Here is a 20,149-nt window from a genome sequence, read left to right on the forward strand (position 1 = left end):
CCAGGTCATCCGCGGGGAAGAGCGGGCCGACATGGTCCTCAATTGAAGCAAAGGAATTTAAGTTGCATTAACATGTATATATTTCTTGTGGTTATGGCTAAAAGAGCGAGGAATTGAAAAAAATGCTTGACAACTAAAACTAAGTTAGCTTACCAAAATAAAAAACGTTCGGGAAACCGGACGAATTTTTTTCTTCCAAAAGTTAGAGATGTAAAACAAAAAAGTGCGTCTCGACCTTTTCGAAGGTGATAGAGATGCACTTACGGTTTTCAGGGATATTCCCGTGGAAAAAGTGAAGCGTACCCAGAAAAATTGCGGTGCGCTTTTTTTTTGTGTTGCAACACCCGGTGGCGATCCGAAGGGAATCGGCCGGAAATCGTATCAAACGGGAGCGCGTGGGTCGGACGCGCGCAGGGAAGAGAGTATGAAAATGGAGAGAAAGCGTCGAAAGGCGGAGTGGATGAATGACGTCGTGGAAGGGATCGAAACCGGAAAATGCGGACGTTTCAACTGCCGTTCCCGGCTGGGAAAGAGCTCGGTCACCCTGGAGATCGACCGGATCCTGCGTTCCAGGAAGTGATCGGCTGGGCGGTTTGAAAAAAGGGCTGCGTCGGGATGGATGACATCAACTCGGAATTGATCCCGACACAGATACAATGAGCAAATGAAACGGGAGGATGAACCATGCATTCACATTCCAAAATGACACACAGGGAAAGTCACGGCAATCTGCATATCCGTCCGGAAGGGGTTTTTAACGGCAATGCGGCGTGGGAGCTGATCAATCTTATCACGGACAAAAACAACGGTACGGGCCGTATTTTCATCGATACGCACCATCTTGGGGAACTGTGCCCCTTCGGGTGCCATACCTTCAAGACGCATATGGATTTGCGGGCCGTTCCACCGTCCCGGTTGTACTTCAAGGGTCCCAAGGGGTTCGGGATCGCCCCCAACGGGAGCCGGGTGATCATCGTTCCTGCGGACAAAAAAAGACAATGCCCCAAGGCTGCGAGGGGGATTGCCTGCCAGGGGTGCCGCAAAGATATTTCCATGGCCGTGGGGGAATGATGGACAGGTCCGACAATGAATGGGTCCGTGTAGAGGTCCGGGCGGACATGCTCAGGCGCCTCGTGGGGAGGACATTCCCCTGCGCGATCTGGTGCTTGGCGATACCTGCAGGCTGGTGTTCTGCAGGGGCGGGGACGTCGGCGCTCCCAGAAGTTGCACGGGCTGTTCACGACCAAGGACAATCCTTTAAGCTGAAACGTATGTATCTGAAGCTTTAAACCGTACGGTGTACTCGGTTCGTTTGAATATGTTCTTGACAGCAAATCCGTTAAAAATTAGCCAAGCCTAACTTGGTTTTAAAGCCCTTTCTATATCTGCATGGGCGGAGTCGTTTGGAAATCAGGAGCGAAAAACTAAAGCCATCAGGATGTACTGCAAATTTTTTCAAGAGCATAAGGTAGGAAACGGCATGACAAAAAAACCATCTCTTCACACTCTGGACTGTCTGGACGTCCGGGATATCAAAGATTGCCCGGCCGTGAGCGCGTGTTCGGGAATGATCCATGATTTTGCCGAGTCTCTGGGGCTGGCCCTGGACGCCAGGGATGAAACCACCCATGACCACTCCAGACAGGTGGCGGATGTGGCGCTTATTCTGGCCCAGGGGCTCGGATTTGACAGGGGGCGGGCCGAACTCATCCATGTGGCCGGGCATCTCCATGATATCGGGAAGATGGGGCTACCCGACACTATTTTGAAAAAACCGGGGCCACTGAATGGAGAGGAATGGAGGCTGATGAAGGCCCACCCGGTCATCGGTGCCCGGATCGTCGCGCCCATCAAGATCTTCAAGGGCAAGAACAGTATCCAGGATATCATTCTCCATCATCATGAGCGGTACGATGGTAAGGGGTATCCTTCAGGTTTGGTCGGCAAGGATATACCTTTCGGGGCCAGGATCATCGCCGTGGCGGATTCGTTGTCCGCCATGCTCCAGGACAGGCCGTACCGTAAGGGGATGGGCTTCGACGAAGCCACCATGGAAATTTTCAACAATGTTGAAACCCAGTTCTGTCCCCTGGTGGTCAACGTGTTTACCCGCAATATTGAACGGATCCATGCCTATTACCTGGGTCAGAACCTGAATTGTTCCTCTGCGGCCGTCACGGCCTAACATGTTGGAGCCTGTAATCTTGTTTAGACGAGCGATCCTCGCTTTTGTTCTTGCCCTTTGTCCCTATTTCGGACTGCTCTGCCTACTCTATGACGGCAGAATGGAGCTTGGGCGCGACCTGCTGACGTTGTGGCTGATCGCCCAGATTGTGCTGTGCGTTCCGCTTTCCCGTTTGATCATCCGGTTTGTGGTCGCGGCCAATCTCCGGGAAGTTCGTACGTTCGTAGCCTCTCTCCGGGAAGGGGGCGCGCCCCTGTTCACCAGCCTTCCGAACCAGACCGAGGAGGAAGACGACCTGCTCCTGCTCAAGCGGGCTCTCAATGCATTGTCCCGCGTGGTCACCAACTATCGGGTCAGCGCGGGCGAATGTCTGTCCGCCGCCAAACAGGATATGTCCAGGTATCGTGAACTGGCCCATGTGGATCAGCTCACCGGTGTGTACAACCGTCGGGCCTTTGATGAAGAGCTGACCGCACGCATCGCCTGGGCCGATCGTCCGGACAGGGTTTTCTACCTGCTCTTTCTCGATCTGGACGACTTCAAGCGGGTCAACGATACCCATGGGCACCCGGTGGGAGACGAACTGCTCGCGTCCATGGGCTCGATCCTGAGGGAGTGTACCCGGGGGAATGATGATTTTCCCTTCAGGTACGGGGGGGATGAATTCGGGCTTATTCTGGTAGGAGGAACGCGGGATACCATCCAGAGGATAGCGGAAAGGATCAGATCTCGGTTCGCAAAGAATGCATATGGCGTGGCCGTCAGTGTCGGGGGGGCCATGTTTTCCCGTTCGGCCGGAGGCAAGAAGGGGACATATGGCCTTTGCCACAGGGCGGACGAGGCCCTGTATCTGGCCAAGCAGGCCAAAGGTGTGCGGGGCGGGGATGATTCAGGAGTCGTGCTTCTTGACACGTGAGGCTGCTGCGGACCGGTATTTGAAATCTGTAACAGAAAAAATGAAAAAATGTTGCGAAAAAACTTGACAACGGATTGAAAAACTCCGATTTAGGCATCGCTCTCTGAATTAGAATGTTCTAAATAACCTTGGAATGACTTACGGTTCCCGGCCGATGCGCGCGGGGAAAGTGGAGGCGTTACTTGGGCGAAATGCCCTGGTGCGTCTTTTTTTTTGTACAATGACAGGAGGATGAGTGTCATGACGCTTGATGAAATGAAACCCGGGGTGCGTTGCACTATAAGCAGATTATCGGTCGCAGACAGGCTTGGGCAACGGTTGTTGGACATGGGGGTATACCCGGGGCTGGACTTGAAGGTGGTCCGGAATGCGCCGCTGGAAGATCCCATGGAGGTCGAACTGGATGGATACAGCGTGAGCCTGCGACATGCAGAGGCCCGTCTGATCGAGGTGACTTCCCGATGAAAGCCAAGAAACGTCTCATAGCCCTGGCCGGACAGCCCAACTGTGGCAAGTCGACCGTGTTCAACGGGGTGACCGGGGCCAGCCAGCACGTGGCCAACTATCCCGGTGTGACCGTGGACAAGATGACCGGGTGGTACAGGCATAACGGGATCAAGGCCGAGGTGGTCGATCTGCCCGGAACATACAGTTTGACCTCGTACTCGCCGGAAGAGCGGGTGGCCAGGGACTTTATCCTCCATGAAAAGCCTTCCGTGGTCGTCAATGTCATGGACGCGTCCAATCTGAAGCGTTGTCTGTACCTGACCTTCCAGATCATGGAGATGGATATCCCCATGGTCCTCGATCTGAACATGATGGACGTTGCCGAGGGCCGGAGTATGCGTGTCGACGACAAGGAATTGGGGCACAAGCTCGGTATGCCTGTCATTCCGACGACTATGAAGTCCGGGAAGGGAAAGAAAGAGTTGCTCGACGCCATTGATACCGTATCCGCCGAAGAAGGACGGAAACCCGTCTTTCAGGTGGACTACGGGCCCATGGAGCCGGTCCTCAAAGAGATCGGGGACGAATTACGTTCGGAAACGACCCTGGAGGCCGACTATCCGCTCCGCTGGCTGGCCATCAAGCTGATGGAAGGGGATGGGGATGTCCAGACCCGTGTCGGCCGTGCCCATCCTTTCGGGGATACCTTTCTGCAGGAGGTCAAGGACAAACGGAAAAGGTTCGAGGAACAGGAAAACATGGCGTCTGAGATGCATGTGGCCCATTCCAGGTACCGGGCCGCCGACGAGATTTTTGCCGCGTGCGCGACAACGGCCGCAAAGCCCAGAGTGTCACTGACCGACCGGATCGACCGCGTTGTCTGCCACAAGGTCCTGGGACCGGTGTCCCTCGTTGGTATCATCTGGCTTCTGTATTACTTGGCCATCGTCCAGGGGTACAATCTGACCAACTATACCTGGCCCCTGCTGGCCAAGATCCGGAGCGTGACCGAGGCGATCACCCCGGCCCCGGGATTCATTGAGATCCCCCTCATCCGTTCCTTCGCCCTGTGGTTTGTGGACAGTGTCAACGCCCTGCTCAATTACATTCCTATCTTCTTCATACTTTTTGGGCTCATCGCCATTCTCGAGGACAGCGGGTACATGCCCAGGATGGCCTTTATCATGGACCGGCTTCTGAACAAGTTCGGTCTGCACGGCCAGTCGACGTTGCCCATGGTGCTGGGCGGGATCTATGTGGGCGGGTGCGCGGTTCCCGGAGTCATGGCCTGCAAGGGGATTCCGGACGAACGGTCCAGGTTTGCGACCATTCTGATCATTCCCATGCTCAACTGTCTGGCCAAGGTTCCCTTGTACGTCCTGCTGATCAACATCTATTTTGCAGACCACAAGGGGCTGGCCATGTTTTTCATCTCCACCATCAGCCTGCTTCTGGTCCTGCCCATCGCCAAGATCCTGACCATGACCGTGCTCAAGGACAAGGAGAGTGCGCCGTTCGTCATGGAGATGCCTCCCTATCACCTGCCCACCCTGCGAGGGGTCCTTGGCAGGGCCGTGGAGAGGGTGTGGCTGTTCATGAAGAAGATCACCTCTATTGTCGCGGCCGTTGCCGTGGTCATCTTTGCCCTGCTCCAGTTCCCCGGTATTCCCCAGGAACGGATGGATACGTATGCGGCCAAAAAGGACAAGGCCGTGGCTACATTCAACAAGCAGATTAGGAATACCGCCTATGCCCAGACGCTCCAGGGTGGGGGACTCATGGCCCTGGTGAACTATTGGGGCGGGTATAAGGCGGCCCGTCTGAATGCGGGCGGCGGGGACGCGGCCAAGGCCGTGAACGTCAGGTTCGAGCAGGAGAATCCCGATTTTTTCAAAATCGTCAGAAGAAAAGGCGTGGAAGGCAAGAAGGTTAACCGGGCGGCCAAGAAGCTGATCCGGGTGCGCAAGAAACTGCTCATGGACATGCGCAAGGAACGTATCAACACCAGCTTCCTCGGCCGCATGGGCAAGAGTCTGGAGCCGGTGACCCAGTGGGCCGGATTCAATTGGCGGGTCAATGTGGCCCTGCTCAGTGCCCTGGCCGCCAAGGAGAGCAGTGTAGCCACCTTGGGGGCCCTGTACCAGCAAGATGGCGATAGTGGTCAGACCCTGGAGCAGCGCATGTCCAGTCAGGAAAAAGGATTCACCCCACTGCACGCCCTGGCCCTGATGCTCTTCATGGTTCTCTATCCCCCGTGCATTGCAACGGCCATCACCGTGAAGCTCCAGACGGGATCGGCCAAGTGGATGGTTTTTGCCATGAGTTATCCCATGGTTCTGGGACTGGGCGTGGCCATACTCATTTTCTCCGGCGGGACCCTGCTCGGACTGACAGGATTGCAAGCCATGTTCGCCTTCTACGGGCTGGCATTGGCGTTCGCCATCACCATGGGGTTTGTGAATCCCAAACGTGATACCGCGGGTGTGGCTCTTGGCAAGGGGGCGCCGGTGGCCACTGTCTGATCGGGACCCCCGTGCGGAAAAACCAATGAACCGGTTGCCCCCCTCTACCCGACCTCCGACCTGTTGGGCGATACACGTATCGTCCTCCCCTGCCGCGCCGCTCCAACGGCGCGGCAGGAAAAAAGGGGCAGAGAGGAGATACATAAAGGAAGTTCAATCAACAAACATACAAGGAGTTGTACGATGTTCAAGAAAGTTTGTGTCAGTGCCATGCTGTTCCTGTTTCTCGGCGGTCTGGGCCAGGCCCTTGCCCACACCCCCCTGTGTTCCTGCTACGACAACGGTGACGGGACCGGAACCTGCGAAGGCGGATTCTCCGATGGTTCTTCGGCAGCCGGTGTTGAAATGCGGGTGGAAAAAAAGGACGGTACCGTCCTTTTGAAAGGCAAGATGGACGAATTCAGCGAATTTATCTTTGATATTCCCGGCGATGGTTACAACGTGGTTTTCGATGCCGGGCCGGGACATGAAGTCACTGTTGAAGGCGATGCCATCGTCGAATAGGTGAACGTGCGCGGACAAGGATCCCCGGCGTCTATCCCCTGAGCCGTAGGGGCAGAACCCGTTTCTGCCCGTTTGGACGAGCCCCGGGAGGCGGGAGAAAACAGAAACACCAGGCGCACCCGTTCTTATCTGTGCAAATCCCCATAAACCCTGCAACCACGGAATTATCCGTATACCCGTAGAGACAAGGCATGCCTTGTCTCCCCATACGCTGAGGATGCTGTCTCGCACATCCTTTTCAGGGTCTCTCGGATCGGACCCGTCATTCCGCTGTATCGGATAAGGGTTCGCCGTATCAGCATGTGCCGAACAGCGTGGCAAGGTGTCACGTTTGAGTTTTGCCTGTCTATTTAAGATGTACCAATCAAACAAAAAAAGGAGATATCGCTATGAAAAAAATGATTTTCCTGCTCGCAGGATTGATGATGCTGGCCGCAAGCCCGGCCCTGGCCCATTTCCAGATGATCTATACCCCTGAATCCGCCTTGGCCCATGGTGGAACCGTGCCCTTCAAGGTGGTTTTCACCCATCCCTTCGAGGCCGGTCACACCATGGATATGGGCACTCCCGAGGGGTTCGTCGTTCTCCACAAAGGCAAGAAAAAGGACATTCAGAGCCTGCTCAAGCCCATCACCTGGACCAGCCTGACCAATTCGGGAAAGGGGTATGAATTTTCCTACAAGATGCGCGGCATGGGTGACTGGGTCTTCGGACTTTCCCCGGCACCCTATTATGAAGGGTCCGAAGACGCCTATATCCAGCAGTTCACCAAGGTAGTGGCCAACGTGGCCGGCGCTCCCACCGACTGGGAAACCATGCTCGGTCTGCCCGCAGAGATCATGCCCCTGAACAAGCCCTACTCCATCTGGGCCGGAAGCACCTTCACCGGCGTGGTCATGGGCAACGGCAAGCCCGTTCCCTATGCCGAGATCGAAGTGGAATACCTGAACCATGCCCCCATCATGGCGGGGAACGCTTTTGCCAAAAAGGCCGAAGTCGATCCACCCCAGGACAGTTTCGTGACCATGGGGATCAAGGCCGACGCCAACGGTGTGTTCACTTTCGGCATTCCAGAAGAAGGGTGGTGGGGTTTTGCCGCTCTGGGCGCAGGTCCAAAGGATTCCTACAAGGGCAAGGAATTGTCCCAGGACGCTGTCATCTGGGTACAGGCCAAAGACATGAAATAAATTGCGGAACTAATTAGCACGATAATTCAGGGCGGTGCTGCCTTACGGGCTCCGATACAAGGCGGAGCAAGTGGAGGCACGGCACGACATCGTATGTTGCGATGTCGGTCGTGCCTCTTTTTTTTGATAATAATTCAAGGAGGAAGAAACGCGTGGAGAGTATGCAAAACAGGAAAATCCGGATTCTACCCATATCCTTTGTTATGGCCCTTGTTTTTTGTCTGTTTATGGCTGTTTCGGCCATGGCCCAGGATGCTGTGTGCCCCAATGCCAAGGGGCCCAAGCCTGTTGGTCCGGTTAATTCAAGCAATGGTGGAGTATATAAAAAGGGGCAGTACGGGATTGTGGGTAAATATACCTATATGATCGCAGACCAGTATTATTATGGTACGAGTAAAACCGGTTACGAACGTCTCAAGCCCGGGCAAAAAGGAAAAAAATGCACGGAAAAGACCCTGAACAAGTATCAGCTCACCCTGCGGGCCGGGATTTTTGAGGATTTCGATTTCCGGCTGGTCGTTCCCTTTCTGGACAAGGAACTCAAACGGGAATCGGCCAAGGCGAGTTTTACGGACAGCAATTCAGGGCTCGGCGACATCAAGCTTGTCAGCAGGTACCGGGTCATGTCCCAGAAAAAGAAAGATCCTTTGAATCTGGCCATCGGCCTGGGGGTTGAGATGCCTACCGGGACCACGGACGAAGAGGACGATGCCGGAGCCTGCCCCGGCTATCTGCAGACCGGTTGGGGGTCCTGGAACCCCATTTTTGAACTGGGTGTTCACAAGGTCATGGGACGTCACTGGATGTCCACCTATTTTATGTACAAAATGTCCACCGAGGGTGAACGGGGAGAGGACGACTTCGAGGGCTCCGATGTTTTTAAGTACAATGCCGCGTACATGTTCGCCCTGTGCAACTGGTTCGACATGGGTGTTGAACTCAACGGCGAGGTCAAGAGCAAGTGCAAGCTGGCCGGAGAAACCCAGCAGCATACCGGTGGCCACACGGTGTTCATCACGCCTGAAGTCCATTTCAAGCTGTACAAGGGTATCCATCTGGATGTGGGGGTGCCCATCACCGTGTACCGGGATCTGAACGGCGAGCAATTGTCTGAGGATTACCGTGTTGTCACCAAGCTGGCCATGAAGTTCTGAGGCAATGCACAGTATAAGCGTTATCGCATAAATTCCTAGTATCTATTTGAATTCCGAAGACTGTTTTTGCAGCCCCTCCCGGGGGACTGCAAAAACGGGCACGGCACGCCGTGCCCCTACAAGATGTGCTGTCAAAATAGTATAGATTTTTTTGCAACTACATTTAACCTAAGAATCACGGAGAAAGAGTATGAGAAATCTGTCTACGGAAAATACCGTCACAAGGCCCCATGCGGTCCGCAATCTATGTCTGCTGTGTCTGGCTTTGTTTTTTGTCTGGTCGGGGACCGCCAGGGCCGCGTGTTCCAAAACGCCGCCGTCCCAGAAGGTCAAGGCCATTGTCATCGGTGATCGGGTTGTTGATATCGCCTATAATCTCGGCGTATTGCCCGAGGCCATGTCCGCACGTGTCTCTCTTTGGCCTCTGGCGCAAAAGATCAAGATGGTTTCCCAGCCACTGGGATGCCCTAGATGCATCACCACCAAACGGAAAAATGCCGTGCCTGGAGCCATTGAGAAGCGGGGCATCAAACGGGTCATCATCGAGAAGAGCGAACCGTATTGTCTGTACATGCCCACAGTCCATCCCGAGAATGTTCTCCCCCTACTCAAGGGTTCGGACGCAAAGATCGAGTATGTGGATTTTTCCAACGGCATCGAGTCGGCCATCGCCCAGACGGCCAGGATCTTTGGCAGGGAATCCAAGGGCGATGAGTTGGTCAGGAAGTACCGCAAAAATATGGCCATGACCAAGAAGATGCTCCCTGCCGGTCCGTTGAATAAAAAAGTCGTCGTTATCAATGGGGTGTATCAGGCTTCTTCCGGCAAGAGCCTGTTGCGGGTGGAAGCTCCCGGCATGTATGCGGACACCTTCATGCTCAAACCTCTGGGATGCACCAACGTGGGCGAGGCCTTCAATCCCAAACACGCCGGACCGTGCAGGGGGCACTATATGGTCAAGAAATCGCGCAAGGGGTTTGATCTTTCTCCCCTGATCGGGGCGGATCCCGATGTGATCGTTGCCGTGGGGGATGCCCTGTCCGTACAGAAGGCGATCCAGGGGTATGCCGAGAAAAATCCGGAACTCAAAAACGTCAAGGCGATCAAGGATATGGCCGTGTACGGTCTGCCCGCGTATATCGACTCCAGCGTCATCGAGTATCCGGTGCTGCTGCGAAAGTGGTCGGTCGCACTGGCCCGGTAAAGCGCCAGAATGGACCCTGCAGGGTCCATGGACATAACGCTGTTGCCCGGTGATCGGCTGGGGGGCAGGTGAGAGCCGGTTCGGGGACGGATTTCCCGAACCGGCTCTGCATATTTCCAATCGTCCACTCCAACGGATTGCACTGCGAGGATGGTATGTCGGCTCGAATATTTATCATACGGACGATCGTCGCCCTGGCGGCGGTTTTGGGGCTGGCCTGGGATGCATGGGCCGGGCCAGCACCGGCCCGATGGATCGGACTGGTTTTTTACGGTGTCTGTCTGGCTATGTACATCAGGGCCATGTTCACGGCCCTGACCAGGATGCGCAAGGTTACGGCGGACCTTCTGGTCGTAACGGTCATGGTCGTCTCCTGGGTGGCCGGTAGACCCCTCGGGGGGGCTCTGGTGGCCTGGTTCATCAGCATGGGTTTGGCGGTTTCCTGGACGATCATCAAAAGAACCCGCCGGAAGATCGAGACACTGACCCGCGAGCGGGAAACCCGGGTCCGGATCGTTTCCGGGGATGCGGTCCGGGAGGTTCCCGTAGAGGAGGTTCGAGCCGGAGATGAGGTTCTGGTCCCTCAGGGTGAGATGATTCCGGTGGATGGGGTGGTCGTGCAGGGCGAAGGTTCGGTGGATGAGGCCGTGATTACCGGAGAACCCTTTCCCGTGTACAAGAAGACCGGAGAACCGGTCACGTCCGGTTCCATGGCTATGGATATACAACTCAGGATCAGGGCTTCCAAATCCGGGGACAAGGGGTTCATTCAGGTCATGGCCCGGGAGATGGCAGAGTCGTTGGAGCATAAATCCAGGACGCAGCGCAGGGCCGAGACCGTTGCTCAGTTTTTCATTGCCGGGGTGGTCGTGTTCGCGGCAGGAGTCTTCCTGGTTGCCTGGGCGGTGACCGGGGAGTACGTCACCGGATTGATGCGCATGGCCGCAGTGACCGCGGTGGCCTGTCCCTGCGCCTGGGCCCTTTCCGTGCCCACGGCCTTTGCCGCAGCCATCGGAGGGCTGAGCAGGCGGGGCATTCTTGTCCGCAGCGGGGAAGGACTCGAACTGGCCGGTCGGGCGGCCAACGTGGTCCTGGACAAGACTGGAACCCTGACTCTGGGAACACCGAGGGTCGAAACAGTCAGAACTTTCGGCATGTCGGAAGAGGAGCTGCTCGGCCTGGGGGTTTCCATCGAGTCGGGATTCACCCATCCCGTTGCCAACGCCATTGTCACCCATGGAGCGGCCCGGGGGATCAAAGCCCTCCCCGTGGAATCCTCCCAGTATCTGCCGGGCATGGGTATCCGGTCGGTAATCCGGGGGAAGGAGGTCATTCTCGGAGGAACGTCCACGCTCCGGTCCCTGGGAATCGATCTGCCGGCCGAAACGATCGGTGGCCGGGTCACTTGGGTGGTCGTGGATTCCCGGGTGGCCGGGGCGTTCATCCTGCAGGAGGAGTTGCGAGATGCTGCCTCGGATCTGGGACGCAGGCTGCATGGCATGGGTGTCAGGCGGATTGAACTGGCTACCGGGGACAATGAAAAGGATGGGGCCAAACGGGTCGCTGACTTGATCGGCGCGGACGGATACCGGATTGGACTGAAGCCGGATGAAAAAACCGCTCTGGTCAGGATGCTGAAGCAGCGGGGTGTGACCCTCATGGTCGGGGACGGGATCAACGATTCTCTCTCTCTGGCCGCAGCCGACGTGGGTATCGCCATCGGCCGGGCCAAGGCGGATCTGGCGGTCAAATCCTCGGATATTATTGTCATGCGCGAGGACGCCGCCAGCATCCTGACCATTATGGCTACGGGCAGGAAGCTTAGCCGGATCATCACCCAAAATTATGCCTGGGCCATCGGATTCAATCTCGTGGGCATCACCCTGGCTGCCTCGGGAGTGCTCACGCCATGGCTGGCCGCCCTGGTCCACCATCTCAGTTCGGTCCTCGTGGTGGCCAATTCGGCCCGGCTGGCAGGCGGGCCGGATTGATTTGTCGGAGTTCAAACCATAGGTCGGGTACAATCCGCAACCATACGCAATGATGAGTATCCATCTTCCGTGGATATATCTGGGAGTATTGCATTCTCCACTGTGGTCTGGATATCATGGTATGATGCGGGGGTCGCAGGTTCGGACATATTCCTTGATTTCATGGGCGAATCCGGAATGAACCTTGACGGACTCGTAGTCGACTTCAGTCGAATTGATGTATTGGAGGACAAGATTCTCCCTGCCCATGTTGTCCGGACCGACTCCAGCGAAAAAGAATCCCATGTCTTCAAATGTGGCCGCCATGGATCGTGTCTTGGGCTTTCCGAGTGGAAGCGCCAACTGGATGGAGGCTACATTTTGAGTACAGATGTGCTGCAATCTTTCGCCGACCTGTGCCGCCGTGTCTGTTCCGTATTCGACAATGCCGATGAAGGCCCATCCTTCCTTGAGGTCGGAGAGTGTCCATATGTTCGATTCCGGACTCTGTTCGGTCGAGCCCTTTTGGGATCCACCGACCCGGATTGCGATATCGTGGTGCGTGTATATCCGTTGGATCATATCCTTGTGGTGATCCGGTATGAACAACATTGTGTCGCAAAACGGTTCGAGATATTTGGTGAAAATAATATTGCCAATGCGTTTTCGATCTGAGGACTCTTTTTCTCCCCAGGAATGGGAGGCCGGGCTGGAGTCCAGGAGTATGCCGGATTCCTTGTATCCGTGGCCGAGAATGGCCCTTTGCGAATGAACATGGTTGGTCACGGCAAAAACTTCAATGGCGTATATTCTGCGTTTGCGCGCGTCCTTTTCCAGAAATTCGGCCAGGGCCGACGCACATCCCATGCTTCTGAACCGGGGAGCGACAAATCCGAATGTCAGTTCTTCCACCAGCGCGTCCGGCGCGTAGGTAAGCAGTGCGCCGTGTCCCATTATTTCTCCCGTATCGTCCGCCTCTATCACGACAGAAGTCATTTCCCTCGAGAGGATCATTTGCCTGACACGGTCCGGATAGTAGATGTGTTCGCTGAACAGCACCGCTCCATGGGACTGGAAAGCCAGACGCGAGATCCCTTCGGCGTCGTCCGGCCGGGAGAGGCGGAGCGTGTTGGCTGTGGATTCCTGCTTCTGGGGGGGGACGATCCGGACAGGTTGCTCGCTGACCATTTGTGCCGGGAGATGTTTTTCCATGGATACGGATTGCATGCCGCCGGGCAGTGAAGAAAAGGAACTTGCATCCATCATTTTTTCGATGAGCAGCAGGCTTATTCCGGTGGTATCCCTATGCTCCGAAGCCCAGGTCGGATCATATTTTGGCAGTTTTTCGATCTCCAGCGGGAGCCCATGGAACTGAATGGTCAGTCGCAAACCAAGCGTGGTCCGGAACATGTCAACCCGAATGGTCTCGCGGGCTCCCCCATAGCCAAATTCAAGGGCATGGTTTATTCCTTCTTCAACGGCGAGACAGATGCGGCCGGTGTCCTTGTTGGAAAAACCTGTGTTGGTAGCACAGTGTTTGGCAGCAAATACGGCAATGGGGATATGGAGGGCGTTTGCCGGGAGGGTGATCGAAACGGAGTCGTTTCTTTTCATTGATTGTATACCCACGTTGTTGGAATCGTTTTTTTCGTGCCCATGCATTGTTTTGCAAGAGCTTGCAATGCCGTCTTTTTTAAAGGAGATCTGTTCTTGGCCGTCGGTGGGTGGCCGTCCATTGTAAATGATCACTCAAGGCAATCAGATGAAAATTTCTCGCTGGGCAGCAACGAATGGATACAGAGAGTCCCTGAGTATCGGTTTGCCGCTCGTAATCAGCATGCTTTCATCCATGGTCATGACATTCACTGACCGTATTTTTCTTGGAAATTACTCCCTTGATGCGCTTGCGGCATCCCTGCCGGCGAGTCTCGCTGCATTTCTTTTTCTGTCGTTCTTTTTTGGTGTTGCCGAGTATATTGGCGTTTTTGTTTCTCAGTACGCCGGGGCCGGGCAGGATGATCGTATCGGTTCGGTTTTGTGGCAGGGAATATGGTTTGCAGTTCCCGCAGGATTCGTGCTCGCGTCCCTCTGGCTTCTTGCCGGTCCCCTCTTTGAATGGGCAGGGCATCCGCCGGCGGTGCGTGAGTTGGAGATTGCCTATTTTCGGATATTGGCTCTTGGCAGCGGTCCGTTTCTGGTCGGCATCTGCTTTTCGTGCTTCTTTTCGGGAAGGGGCAAGACAAAGCCGGTGATGATCGTGAACATCCTTGCCGCCGGTTTGAATATTCCACTTGATTATTGTCTGATCAATGGCGTGGGGGTGTTTCCGGAGCTCGGCATTGTCGGAGCCGGGATAGCTACCGTGATCGGCTATACGGTGCCGGCTGTTTGTCTGGGAACAATGGCTTTTCGTCCTGTCAATCAGTCTCGGTACAAGGTGTACTCCGCGTTTCGATTTGACCCAGCCCTTTTCAAGCGTTTCATGCAATTGGGGGTGCCGGGCGGCGTGCAGTTTTTTGTAGATATGTTCGCGGTCTCCTTTTTCGTCTTCATGGTAGGCAGGCTTGGGGAGGTGGAGCTTGCTGCAACCAATATTGCCGTATCCATCTATACGCTTGCTTTCCTCCCTATGGATGGCCTGCACATTGCTGTCGGCATCATGGTCGGGCAGGCCATGGGCGGCCAACGTTCCGATCAGGCAAGGTATGCTACGCACAGTGTTTTGCACATTGCCGTGCTCTACATGGCAGGCATGGGCGTTCTTTTCTTGCTGTTTCCGGATGTGTTTATCAATCTGTTTCGCACCAGACAGGATCCGCCTGCCGATTTTAGCCATGTTGCCGTGTTGGGTGCCCAGCTCCTGCAATATGTTGCGGCCCTCACCCTTGTCGATGCGATCGGCATTACATTCATGGGAAGCCTGAAGGGAGCCGGTGACACCCGATTCATCATGCTGTGCATGCTCACTGCTTCGGTATGCTGCATGGTTGTCCCTCTGTGTCTTTTCTATACATACAGGGTGATGAATATCCATCTTCCGTGGATATGTCTTTTGGCATATTCAAGCTTTCTGGCGGTCGTATTCACGATGCGATTTTGCAACGGCTCGTGGCTCGATATTTCGGTGATAGAAAATTGAGCAACCCCAGTCGGATGCCGTTAATGCGCTGTCTTATCGGAGGAAGTTGAAGATACTCCGGTTGTCGATTGCCGCTCCCCATACTCGGAAATGAAGGAGCGGGAGAGACGCCCGTGTTCCCGGGGAGCGATCGTTCCAGTTCCCAACACCTCATATTTTAAAATGGTTGTGGATTGACGCAGCTTTCAGGGATGTGCTCGCTTTATGAGAATATTTCTTCGGTTGTTTCCCTTTTTGTCCCTTTTGCAAACCTGTGTCGCTCCGGGCTTGAAGGACAGGTTCTGCAATGCCCTTGTGCCGGTATTGGTCTGCCTGGTTTTGCTGATGCCGTATCCGGCAGCAGCCCATCCCCATGTGTATGTTGACGCCAGGGTTGACGTGGTTTTTGACGATGCAGGTCTGGCCGGTTTTAAGGTAAGCTGGGTTTTTGACGAGATGTTCAGCAATATGATCGCCTATGATTTTGACACCAACGGTGACCATCGTTTCGACCCCGGGGAGGTGGAGGGTGTCAGGACGGGGGCCTTTTCCAATCTCCGGGAATTCGGGTACTTCACCCACATACGTATCGGGGGCAAAGCCTTTGCTGTGAAGTTTGTGAAAGATTTTTCCGCCACTCTTCATGACGGGGTCATGACCTATGTCTTTTCCATTCCCTGTCATGTCCGGGCCTCGACAGCTGGTAAGGACGTCCGGTTTTCCATGTACGATGACACCTATTATACGGATATAGGGTTCGCCAAGGATCCGGTGGACATGGAGGGCGCGGAGCGGTTCGATGTCGGTTGGGAGATCGAAGAGAACCCGACCGACGCCTTTTATTACGGTCAGATTTATCCCCAGGATCTCATCATTACTTTCAAGGAACGACAATGATCAGACTTTTTTTCATGACATCTCTCCTGATTCTGCTTGCCGGTCTCTTTGTCCCGGCCGGAGCGGGCAATCCCTTTCAGGGGGGAGGATCCAGTGTGCGCGAATCCGCAGACCGGCCCGCTGCCGCCGGGGTTTTCGTGCGTATCGCCACATATCAGCAGGAACTCAGGCAGCGACTCGGGGGGCTGATCCGCGGGGCCCGTCAGGGGAACTCCCTGCGTCCCCTGGCGCTCATTTTTTTCTTCGCCTTTGCCTACGGGGTGGTGCACGCCGCCGGACCGGGGCACGGCAAGGCCGTGGCCATGACCTATATCCTGTCCCAGAACGCCTCTATCGGCGGGGGCATCCTGTTCGGGGCGTCCATCGCCCTGATCCACGGGGTGTCCGGGGCGCTTAGCGTGCTCGCTCTCCATTACATTCTCCAGCAAAGCGTCACCGGGACCCTGGCCTCGGTGACCACCACGACACAGCTGGTCAGTTTCGGACTGATCACCCTGCTCGGGGCATGGATCGTGTCCACTCATGTGCGGGAATGGTTCCGGCCGGTGGAATCCGCAACCCATGGCGGAGATGCGGAAAAGGGCAATCCGCGGCTTCTGCCCTGGGCCCTGTCAGTGGGCATGGTGCCCTGTCCCGGGGTGGTCATGGTCATGCTTTTTTGTTTGTCCATGGGGGTGTTTTCCCTGGGACTCATGGCGGCCGCCGCCATTTCCCTGGGCATGGCGGTCACGGTATCGCTGGTCGTTGTCTGCGTGGTCCTGGGGCGTAATGCGTGTGTGGGCAGACTGTCGGCGGAAAGGGCACACCGGTTGGAGCAGATTTTGGGGGTCGTTTCCGGGCTGGCTGTGGCTGCATTGGGGGTTGTTTTTTTTCGGGCGGCGATGGTGTAAAAAAGTGCGCAGGAGGCGGTGCACAGGGCGCAGTAAAAGCGAGTATTGCATCTGTGTTCCTGCAGCAATGGAATTGTCATGATTTTTTCTCCCCGGGAACGCCGAGCGTCTGCTCGGCAATGCGTCTACGCTTCGGCAACGAGTCCGGCAGCGATGGGGAGGCAACGCAATCATACAGCCTTCTTGCATGCCCCAAAGGCCGACCAGACGGTCGGCGTTCCCAGGAAAAGATACATCCTCATGGAGAGTTGAAGAACCGGACAGTGAAGACATTGTAACCGGAGGTGCGAGATGCTCAAGGATAATGCGACCGTTATCCCCAAACAGGGCATTCATCATGTGAGCGTGGACGGGAAGGTTCCCCGGCGATCCAAGCCAAGGTTGGGGGATCTGTTTTCATTCCTGTACGATCCCATCATGGAGCGGTCCATTTTTCCCAAAAAATTCGGGGCGGACCTGGCGAGGCATTATGATATCGTGAGGGGAATGTTTGGGGAGACGGAAGACCGCCGGATTCTGGAATTGGCCGCCGGGCAGTCTTGAGTAGATATCCGGATTGAGATCCTTCCACACCTGGGGGAACAATCTGTCCACGAATGTTTGTTTGTCCAGAGTGGCCATGGCATCCAGCGCTTCCTTGACCGGTTCTGCATCAACGGCTGTTGCATACAGAACGGCCTTGCCCACCCTGTCAGGGGATGTCAGGAGCATTTCCTGGGCGATGATCGATCCCTTGGACCAGCCCATTATATCCGCCTGGCGGATTTCCAGAACATCCAGCAACCGCAATGCATCTCGGGTCATCTGGGAAATTACTCCGCAAGTCGCCTGGCAGGTATTGATACAGGAGGATACCCGTTACTCATCAGGTGGCCGCAGCACATGAGCAGACCGGTTCGTTTGTTCCCGTCATAGAAAAACTGAGTGCGTGCGAAATCAAGATGAAGCCGGTATGCCTGCTTTCGGGAATCCGGTACCGTCGCGATCTCTTCCAGCATCCCCTTAAAAAGCGTATCCAGTCTGTCCGCCGGTGGCGGGGAATACCACGTACCTGCAATGCCTACCCCACCTGAACGGAATTGTCCGATTTCCAGAGCTTCGTCTTTGGCGATGATTTCCTGGATGGAGCAGGCAATCTCTTTGGTCAGAGCAAAATCTCCTGTCCTGACCAGAGAGATGAGATGTTTCCATCCCAGGATCTGCTGTTTCAGTTTGTCCTCGTCCGTCACTTTATGGCCGCCCACGGTGATGCCCTGAAGGTAGGTCTGCACTTCGGGCATGGTAAACGGCATTCCCTCGAGTTTCTGGACGTCAAAAACAAGTTCGGCAAACATTTTTTCAGCAATGAAGACAGCTTTTTTCGTATCCTGTTTCATAGAGTATCCTTGTCGCTTCCGACCCGAATAACGGGGCTGTTTTGTTGAATCATTGTAGAGCCCGAATCACTCGAAGAGGAAGGATCGTCAAGTGGGGGTGGAAGTTATCCCGAGCTTGCGCATCTTGCCCCGCAAGGTGCTGGGATTGATATCGAGCAGTTCGGCAGCCCCGCCCGGTCCCTTTATCCTCCCGTGGGCAGCATTCAGGGCCGCACGTATTGCCCCTTTGGTCGCGGCTTCCAATGCCATCAGTCCGGGGGCATGGGGCTCTGGTTCCGGAACGTGACGGATGGCGGGAGTGCCTGGTCGGGACACGTATTCCAGCTGGGCAAGGTGTTGTTTGAGCACCCGTTCCACCCGGGCATCGATGAGTTTTTCCAGATCGTCCCGGTTGTGCCCCGTGTGCCCTGGCGCGACATACCATCCCGCATCCCGGGGCAGGAGTTCATCAAGGACAAGCGGTCCCTCCCGGTAGAGGGTGACGCCGCGTTTGACCAGATTTTCCAGCTCCCTGACATTGCCCGGCCATGCGTACTGCAGAAGTTTCTCCACAGTTTCTGATGTCAATGGGGGAAGTGTGGGGATGTCGAGCTCCCTGCATGCCCGTTCCAAAAACAAATGGACCATCTCGGCAATGTCCTGTGTCCGCTCTCTCAAGGGGGGAACGCGGATGGGAAACACGTTCAGCCGGTAATACAGATCTTCGCGGAACGATCCTTCCTGCATCATCAATTCCAGATCCCTGTTGGTCGCCCCAATAACCCGAACGTCCACCTTGGTGGATCGGGTGCTCCCTACCCGCTGGATCTCACTGCTCTGCAGGGCCCGAAGCAGCCGCACCTGGGCCTGCAGGGTGAGTTCTCCCACCTCATCGAGGAACAGGGTACCGCCGTCGGCCTGTTCGAACCGGCCGGGTTTACTCGAGGTGGCTCCGGTGAAGGCCCCCTTTTCATGCCCGAACAATTCGCTGTCCAGCAATGCTTCGGGAATGGCCCCGCAGTTCACCTTGATAAAGGGGGCATCCTTGCGCGGTGAAATCTTCTGGATGACCTCGGCAATGAGTTCCTTGCCGGTTCCGGTCTCTCCCAGGATGAGGGCCGGAATCTCCCTTCCCCGCAGCTGGTAGACCATGTCCATGGTCGCCTTGAGCCCGCCCTGGTCCCCAATGACCCGTTTGTCCCGCATGAGCTGCAATCCCTTGTGCAGCTCGACGTTTTCTTCATGCAGCCGCTTCTGGAATTCCAATGTCCGCTTGTGTTTGAGCAGGTTGGACATGGCAAGGGAGAAGGGGGTGACAAGGAGCCCCAGTTTTCGTTCGTGCTCCCGGGTGAAGCAGTTCACGCGGGTTCCCATGAGGCAGAGCTGTCCCAATGTCTCGTTTGAAGACTGAAGGATGGCCAGCAAGTAGGCGCGTGGTTTGAGCGGAACGTAGGATGCCAGTGCGTCACTGTGCAATTGTCCCACGGATGTCTTCGTATAATCGGGATAATTGCGGACGGGATCGATGCCACTGTCGTGCAGGAGCACCTCGCCGGCCCCATGCTCGGGCAGGGGAACGGTCATTTCCACAAAGTCGAATTTTCCCTTGCGCACCAGAAAGAGCAGTTTGAAACTCTGCAGACTGGAAGAATACTGCTGCAGAGAAATGGCTTCTATCGGGAAGTGCTGTTCCAGAAAATCAAAGGTCCGGACCAATGATTTCTGCATGTCGAGGCTTTCGCCCATATGGGTCATTGCTCCGGTCAGAAAAGTGAGGTCGGTGTCCTTGGGTGTGGGCAT

The 20,149-nt window shown here is 55.6% G+C and carries 18 protein-coding genes; 14 read left to right on the forward strand and 4 right to left on the reverse strand.

Annotated features, from left to right (window positions below; translation table 11 throughout):
* The first annotated feature begins 424 nt into the window (after positions 1-424).
* From ACY692_RS10475 to ACY692_RS10525, 11 genes are all read left to right on the forward strand, one after another.
* The gene (locus ACY692_RS10475) at positions 425-580 is read left to right on the forward strand and encodes a hypothetical protein (protein WP_462325310.1); all 156 of its coding nucleotides are present in this window, start codon (positions 425-427) and stop codon (positions 578-580) included.
* 104 nt (positions 581-684) lie between these two features.
* Positions 685-1,071, forward strand: a complete 387-nt coding sequence (locus ACY692_RS10480; protein ID WP_462325311.1) for a peptidylprolyl isomerase — start codon at positions 685-687, stop codon at positions 1,069-1,071.
* Positions 1,072-1,480: 409 nt separating this feature from the next.
* Entirely contained in the window at positions 1,481-2,185 is a 705-nt protein-coding gene (locus tag ACY692_RS10485) for an HD-GYP domain-containing protein (protein WP_462325312.1), read from the forward strand.
* Positions 2,186-2,204: 19 nt separating this feature from the next.
* Positions 2,205-3,101: a GGDEF domain-containing protein gene (locus ACY692_RS10490; RefSeq protein WP_462325313.1), complete on the forward strand. Its 897-nt coding sequence runs from the start codon at positions 2,205-2,207 to the stop codon at positions 3,099-3,101.
* Positions 3,102-3,341: 240 nt separating this feature from the next.
* Positions 3,342-3,566, forward strand: a complete 225-nt coding sequence (locus tag ACY692_RS10495) for a FeoA family protein (protein ID WP_462325314.1) — start codon at positions 3,342-3,344, stop codon at positions 3,564-3,566.
* Positions 3,563-6,070 carry a ferrous iron transport protein B gene (gene feoB, locus ACY692_RS10500; protein WP_462325315.1) on the forward strand — a complete coding sequence of 836 codons (2,508 nt, stop codon included), beginning with the start codon at positions 3,563-3,565 and terminating at the stop codon, positions 6,068-6,070. Before ACY692_RS10495 ends, feoB begins: the two co-directional genes overlap by 4 nt.
* A 183-nt stretch (positions 6,071-6,253) precedes the next feature.
* The gene (locus ACY692_RS10505) at positions 6,254-6,574 is read left to right on the forward strand and encodes a hypothetical protein (RefSeq protein ID WP_462325316.1); all 321 of its coding nucleotides are present in this window, start codon (positions 6,254-6,256) and stop codon (positions 6,572-6,574) included.
* A 389-nt stretch (positions 6,575-6,963) separates the two neighbouring features.
* Positions 6,964-7,761, forward strand: coding sequence for a DUF4198 domain-containing protein (locus ACY692_RS10510; protein WP_462325317.1), 798 nt, complete (start codon positions 6,964-6,966; stop codon positions 7,759-7,761).
* A gap of 161 nt (positions 7,762-7,922) precedes the next feature.
* On the forward strand, positions 7,923-8,915 hold the full coding sequence (locus ACY692_RS10515; RefSeq protein ID WP_462325318.1) for a transporter: 993 nt from the start codon (positions 7,923-7,925) through the stop codon (positions 8,913-8,915).
* A 190-nt stretch (positions 8,916-9,105) separates the two neighbouring features.
* Positions 9,106-10,119 carry an ABC transporter substrate-binding protein gene (locus ACY692_RS10520; protein ID WP_462325319.1) on the forward strand — a complete coding sequence of 338 codons (1,014 nt, stop codon included), beginning with the start codon at positions 9,106-9,108 and terminating at the stop codon, positions 10,117-10,119.
* Between the two features lie 155 nt (positions 10,120-10,274).
* Entirely contained in the window at positions 10,275-12,110 is a 1,836-nt protein-coding gene (locus ACY692_RS10525; RefSeq protein ID WP_462325320.1) for a heavy metal translocating P-type ATPase, read from the forward strand.
* Positions 12,111-12,224: 114 nt separating this feature from the next.
* Here ACY692_RS10525 and ACY692_RS10530 read toward each other — a convergent pair whose 3' ends face one another.
* Entirely contained in the window at positions 12,225-13,703 is a 1,479-nt protein-coding gene (locus ACY692_RS10530) for a GNAT family N-acetyltransferase (RefSeq protein ID WP_462325321.1), read from the reverse strand.
* A gap of 148 nt (positions 13,704-13,851) precedes the next feature.
* Between ACY692_RS10530 and ACY692_RS10535 the strand changes: the two genes are divergently transcribed.
* From ACY692_RS10535 to ACY692_RS10545, 3 genes are all read left to right on the forward strand, one after another.
* Positions 13,852-15,228, forward strand: coding sequence for an MATE family efflux transporter (locus ACY692_RS10535; RefSeq protein ID WP_462325322.1), 1,377 nt, complete (start codon positions 13,852-13,854; stop codon positions 15,226-15,228).
* Between the two features lie 204 nt (positions 15,229-15,432).
* Positions 15,433-16,104: a DUF1007 family protein gene (locus tag ACY692_RS10540; protein WP_462325323.1), complete on the forward strand. Its 672-nt coding sequence runs from the start codon at positions 15,433-15,435 to the stop codon at positions 16,102-16,104.
* Positions 16,101-16,994, forward strand: a complete 894-nt coding sequence (locus tag ACY692_RS10545; RefSeq protein ID WP_462325324.1) for a nickel/cobalt transporter — start codon at positions 16,101-16,103, stop codon at positions 16,992-16,994. Before ACY692_RS10540 ends, ACY692_RS10545 begins: the two co-directional genes overlap by 4 nt.
* Before the next feature lie 396 nt (positions 16,995-17,390).
* Here ACY692_RS10545 and ACY692_RS10550 read toward each other — a convergent pair whose 3' ends face one another.
* The 3 genes from ACY692_RS10550 to ACY692_RS10560 all read right to left on the reverse strand — a co-directional run.
* Positions 17,391-17,798: an alpha/beta fold hydrolase gene (locus ACY692_RS10550; protein WP_462325325.1), complete on the reverse strand. Its 408-nt coding sequence runs from the start codon at positions 17,796-17,798 to the stop codon at positions 17,391-17,393.
* A gap of 8 nt (positions 17,799-17,806) precedes the next feature.
* Positions 17,807-18,370: a Fic family protein gene (locus ACY692_RS10555; protein ID WP_462325326.1), complete on the reverse strand. Its 564-nt coding sequence runs from the start codon at positions 18,368-18,370 to the stop codon at positions 17,807-17,809.
* 87 nt (positions 18,371-18,457) lie between these two features.
* A partial coding sequence (locus ACY692_RS10560) for a sigma-54 interaction domain-containing protein (protein WP_462325327.1) occupies positions 18,458-20,149 on the reverse strand: 1,692 nt, incomplete at its 5' end.

It is taken from the genome of Desulfoplanes sp. (assembly GCF_054921335.1).

What these genes read in the sequence shown, in the direction of transcription:
- ACY692_RS10545 (WP_462325324.1), top strand. Translation starts at nt 16,101, where the DNA reads ATGATCAGACTTTTTTTCATGACATCTCTCCTGATTCTGCTTGCCGGT.
- ACY692_RS10535 (WP_462325322.1), top strand. Translation starts at nt 13,852, where the DNA reads ATGAAAATTTCTCGCTGGGCAGCAACGAATGGATACAGAGAGTCCCTG.
- ACY692_RS10550 (WP_462325325.1), bottom strand. Translation starts at nt 17,798, where the DNA reads ATGACCCGAGATGCATTGCGGTTGCTGGATGTTCTGGAAATCCGCCAG.
- ACY692_RS10480 (WP_462325311.1), top strand. Translation starts at nt 685, where the DNA reads ATGCATTCACATTCCAAAATGACACACAGGGAAAGTCACGGCAATCTG.
- ACY692_RS10505 (WP_462325316.1), top strand. Translation starts at nt 6,254, where the DNA reads ATGTTCAAGAAAGTTTGTGTCAGTGCCATGCTGTTCCTGTTTCTCGGC.
- ACY692_RS10520 (WP_462325319.1), top strand. Translation starts at nt 9,106, where the DNA reads ATGAGAAATCTGTCTACGGAAAATACCGTCACAAGGCCCCATGCGGTC.
- ACY692_RS10555 (WP_462325326.1), bottom strand. Translation starts at nt 18,370, where the DNA reads ATGAAACAGGATACGAAAAAAGCTGTCTTCATTGCTGAAAAAATGTTT.
- ACY692_RS10540 (WP_462325323.1), top strand. Translation starts at nt 15,433, where the DNA reads ATGAGAATATTTCTTCGGTTGTTTCCCTTTTTGTCCCTTTTGCAAACC.
- ACY692_RS10475 (WP_462325310.1), top strand. Translation starts at nt 425, where the DNA reads ATGAAAATGGAGAGAAAGCGTCGAAAGGCGGAGTGGATGAATGACGTC.
- ACY692_RS10485 (WP_462325312.1), top strand. Translation starts at nt 1,481, where the DNA reads ATGACAAAAAAACCATCTCTTCACACTCTGGACTGTCTGGACGTCCGG.
- feoB (WP_462325315.1), top strand. Translation starts at nt 3,563, where the DNA reads ATGAAAGCCAAGAAACGTCTCATAGCCCTGGCCGGACAGCCCAACTGT.
- ACY692_RS10530 (WP_462325321.1), bottom strand. Translation starts at nt 13,703, where the DNA reads ATGAAAAGAAACGACTCCGTTTCGATCACCCTCCCGGCAAACGCCCTC.
- ACY692_RS10510 (WP_462325317.1), top strand. Translation starts at nt 6,964, where the DNA reads ATGAAAAAAATGATTTTCCTGCTCGCAGGATTGATGATGCTGGCCGCA.
- ACY692_RS10495 (WP_462325314.1), top strand. Translation starts at nt 3,342, where the DNA reads ATGACGCTTGATGAAATGAAACCCGGGGTGCGTTGCACTATAAGCAGA.
- ACY692_RS10515 (WP_462325318.1), top strand. Translation starts at nt 7,923, where the DNA reads ATGCAAAACAGGAAAATCCGGATTCTACCCATATCCTTTGTTATGGCC.
- ACY692_RS10525 (WP_462325320.1), top strand. Translation starts at nt 10,275, where the DNA reads ATGTCGGCTCGAATATTTATCATACGGACGATCGTCGCCCTGGCGGCG.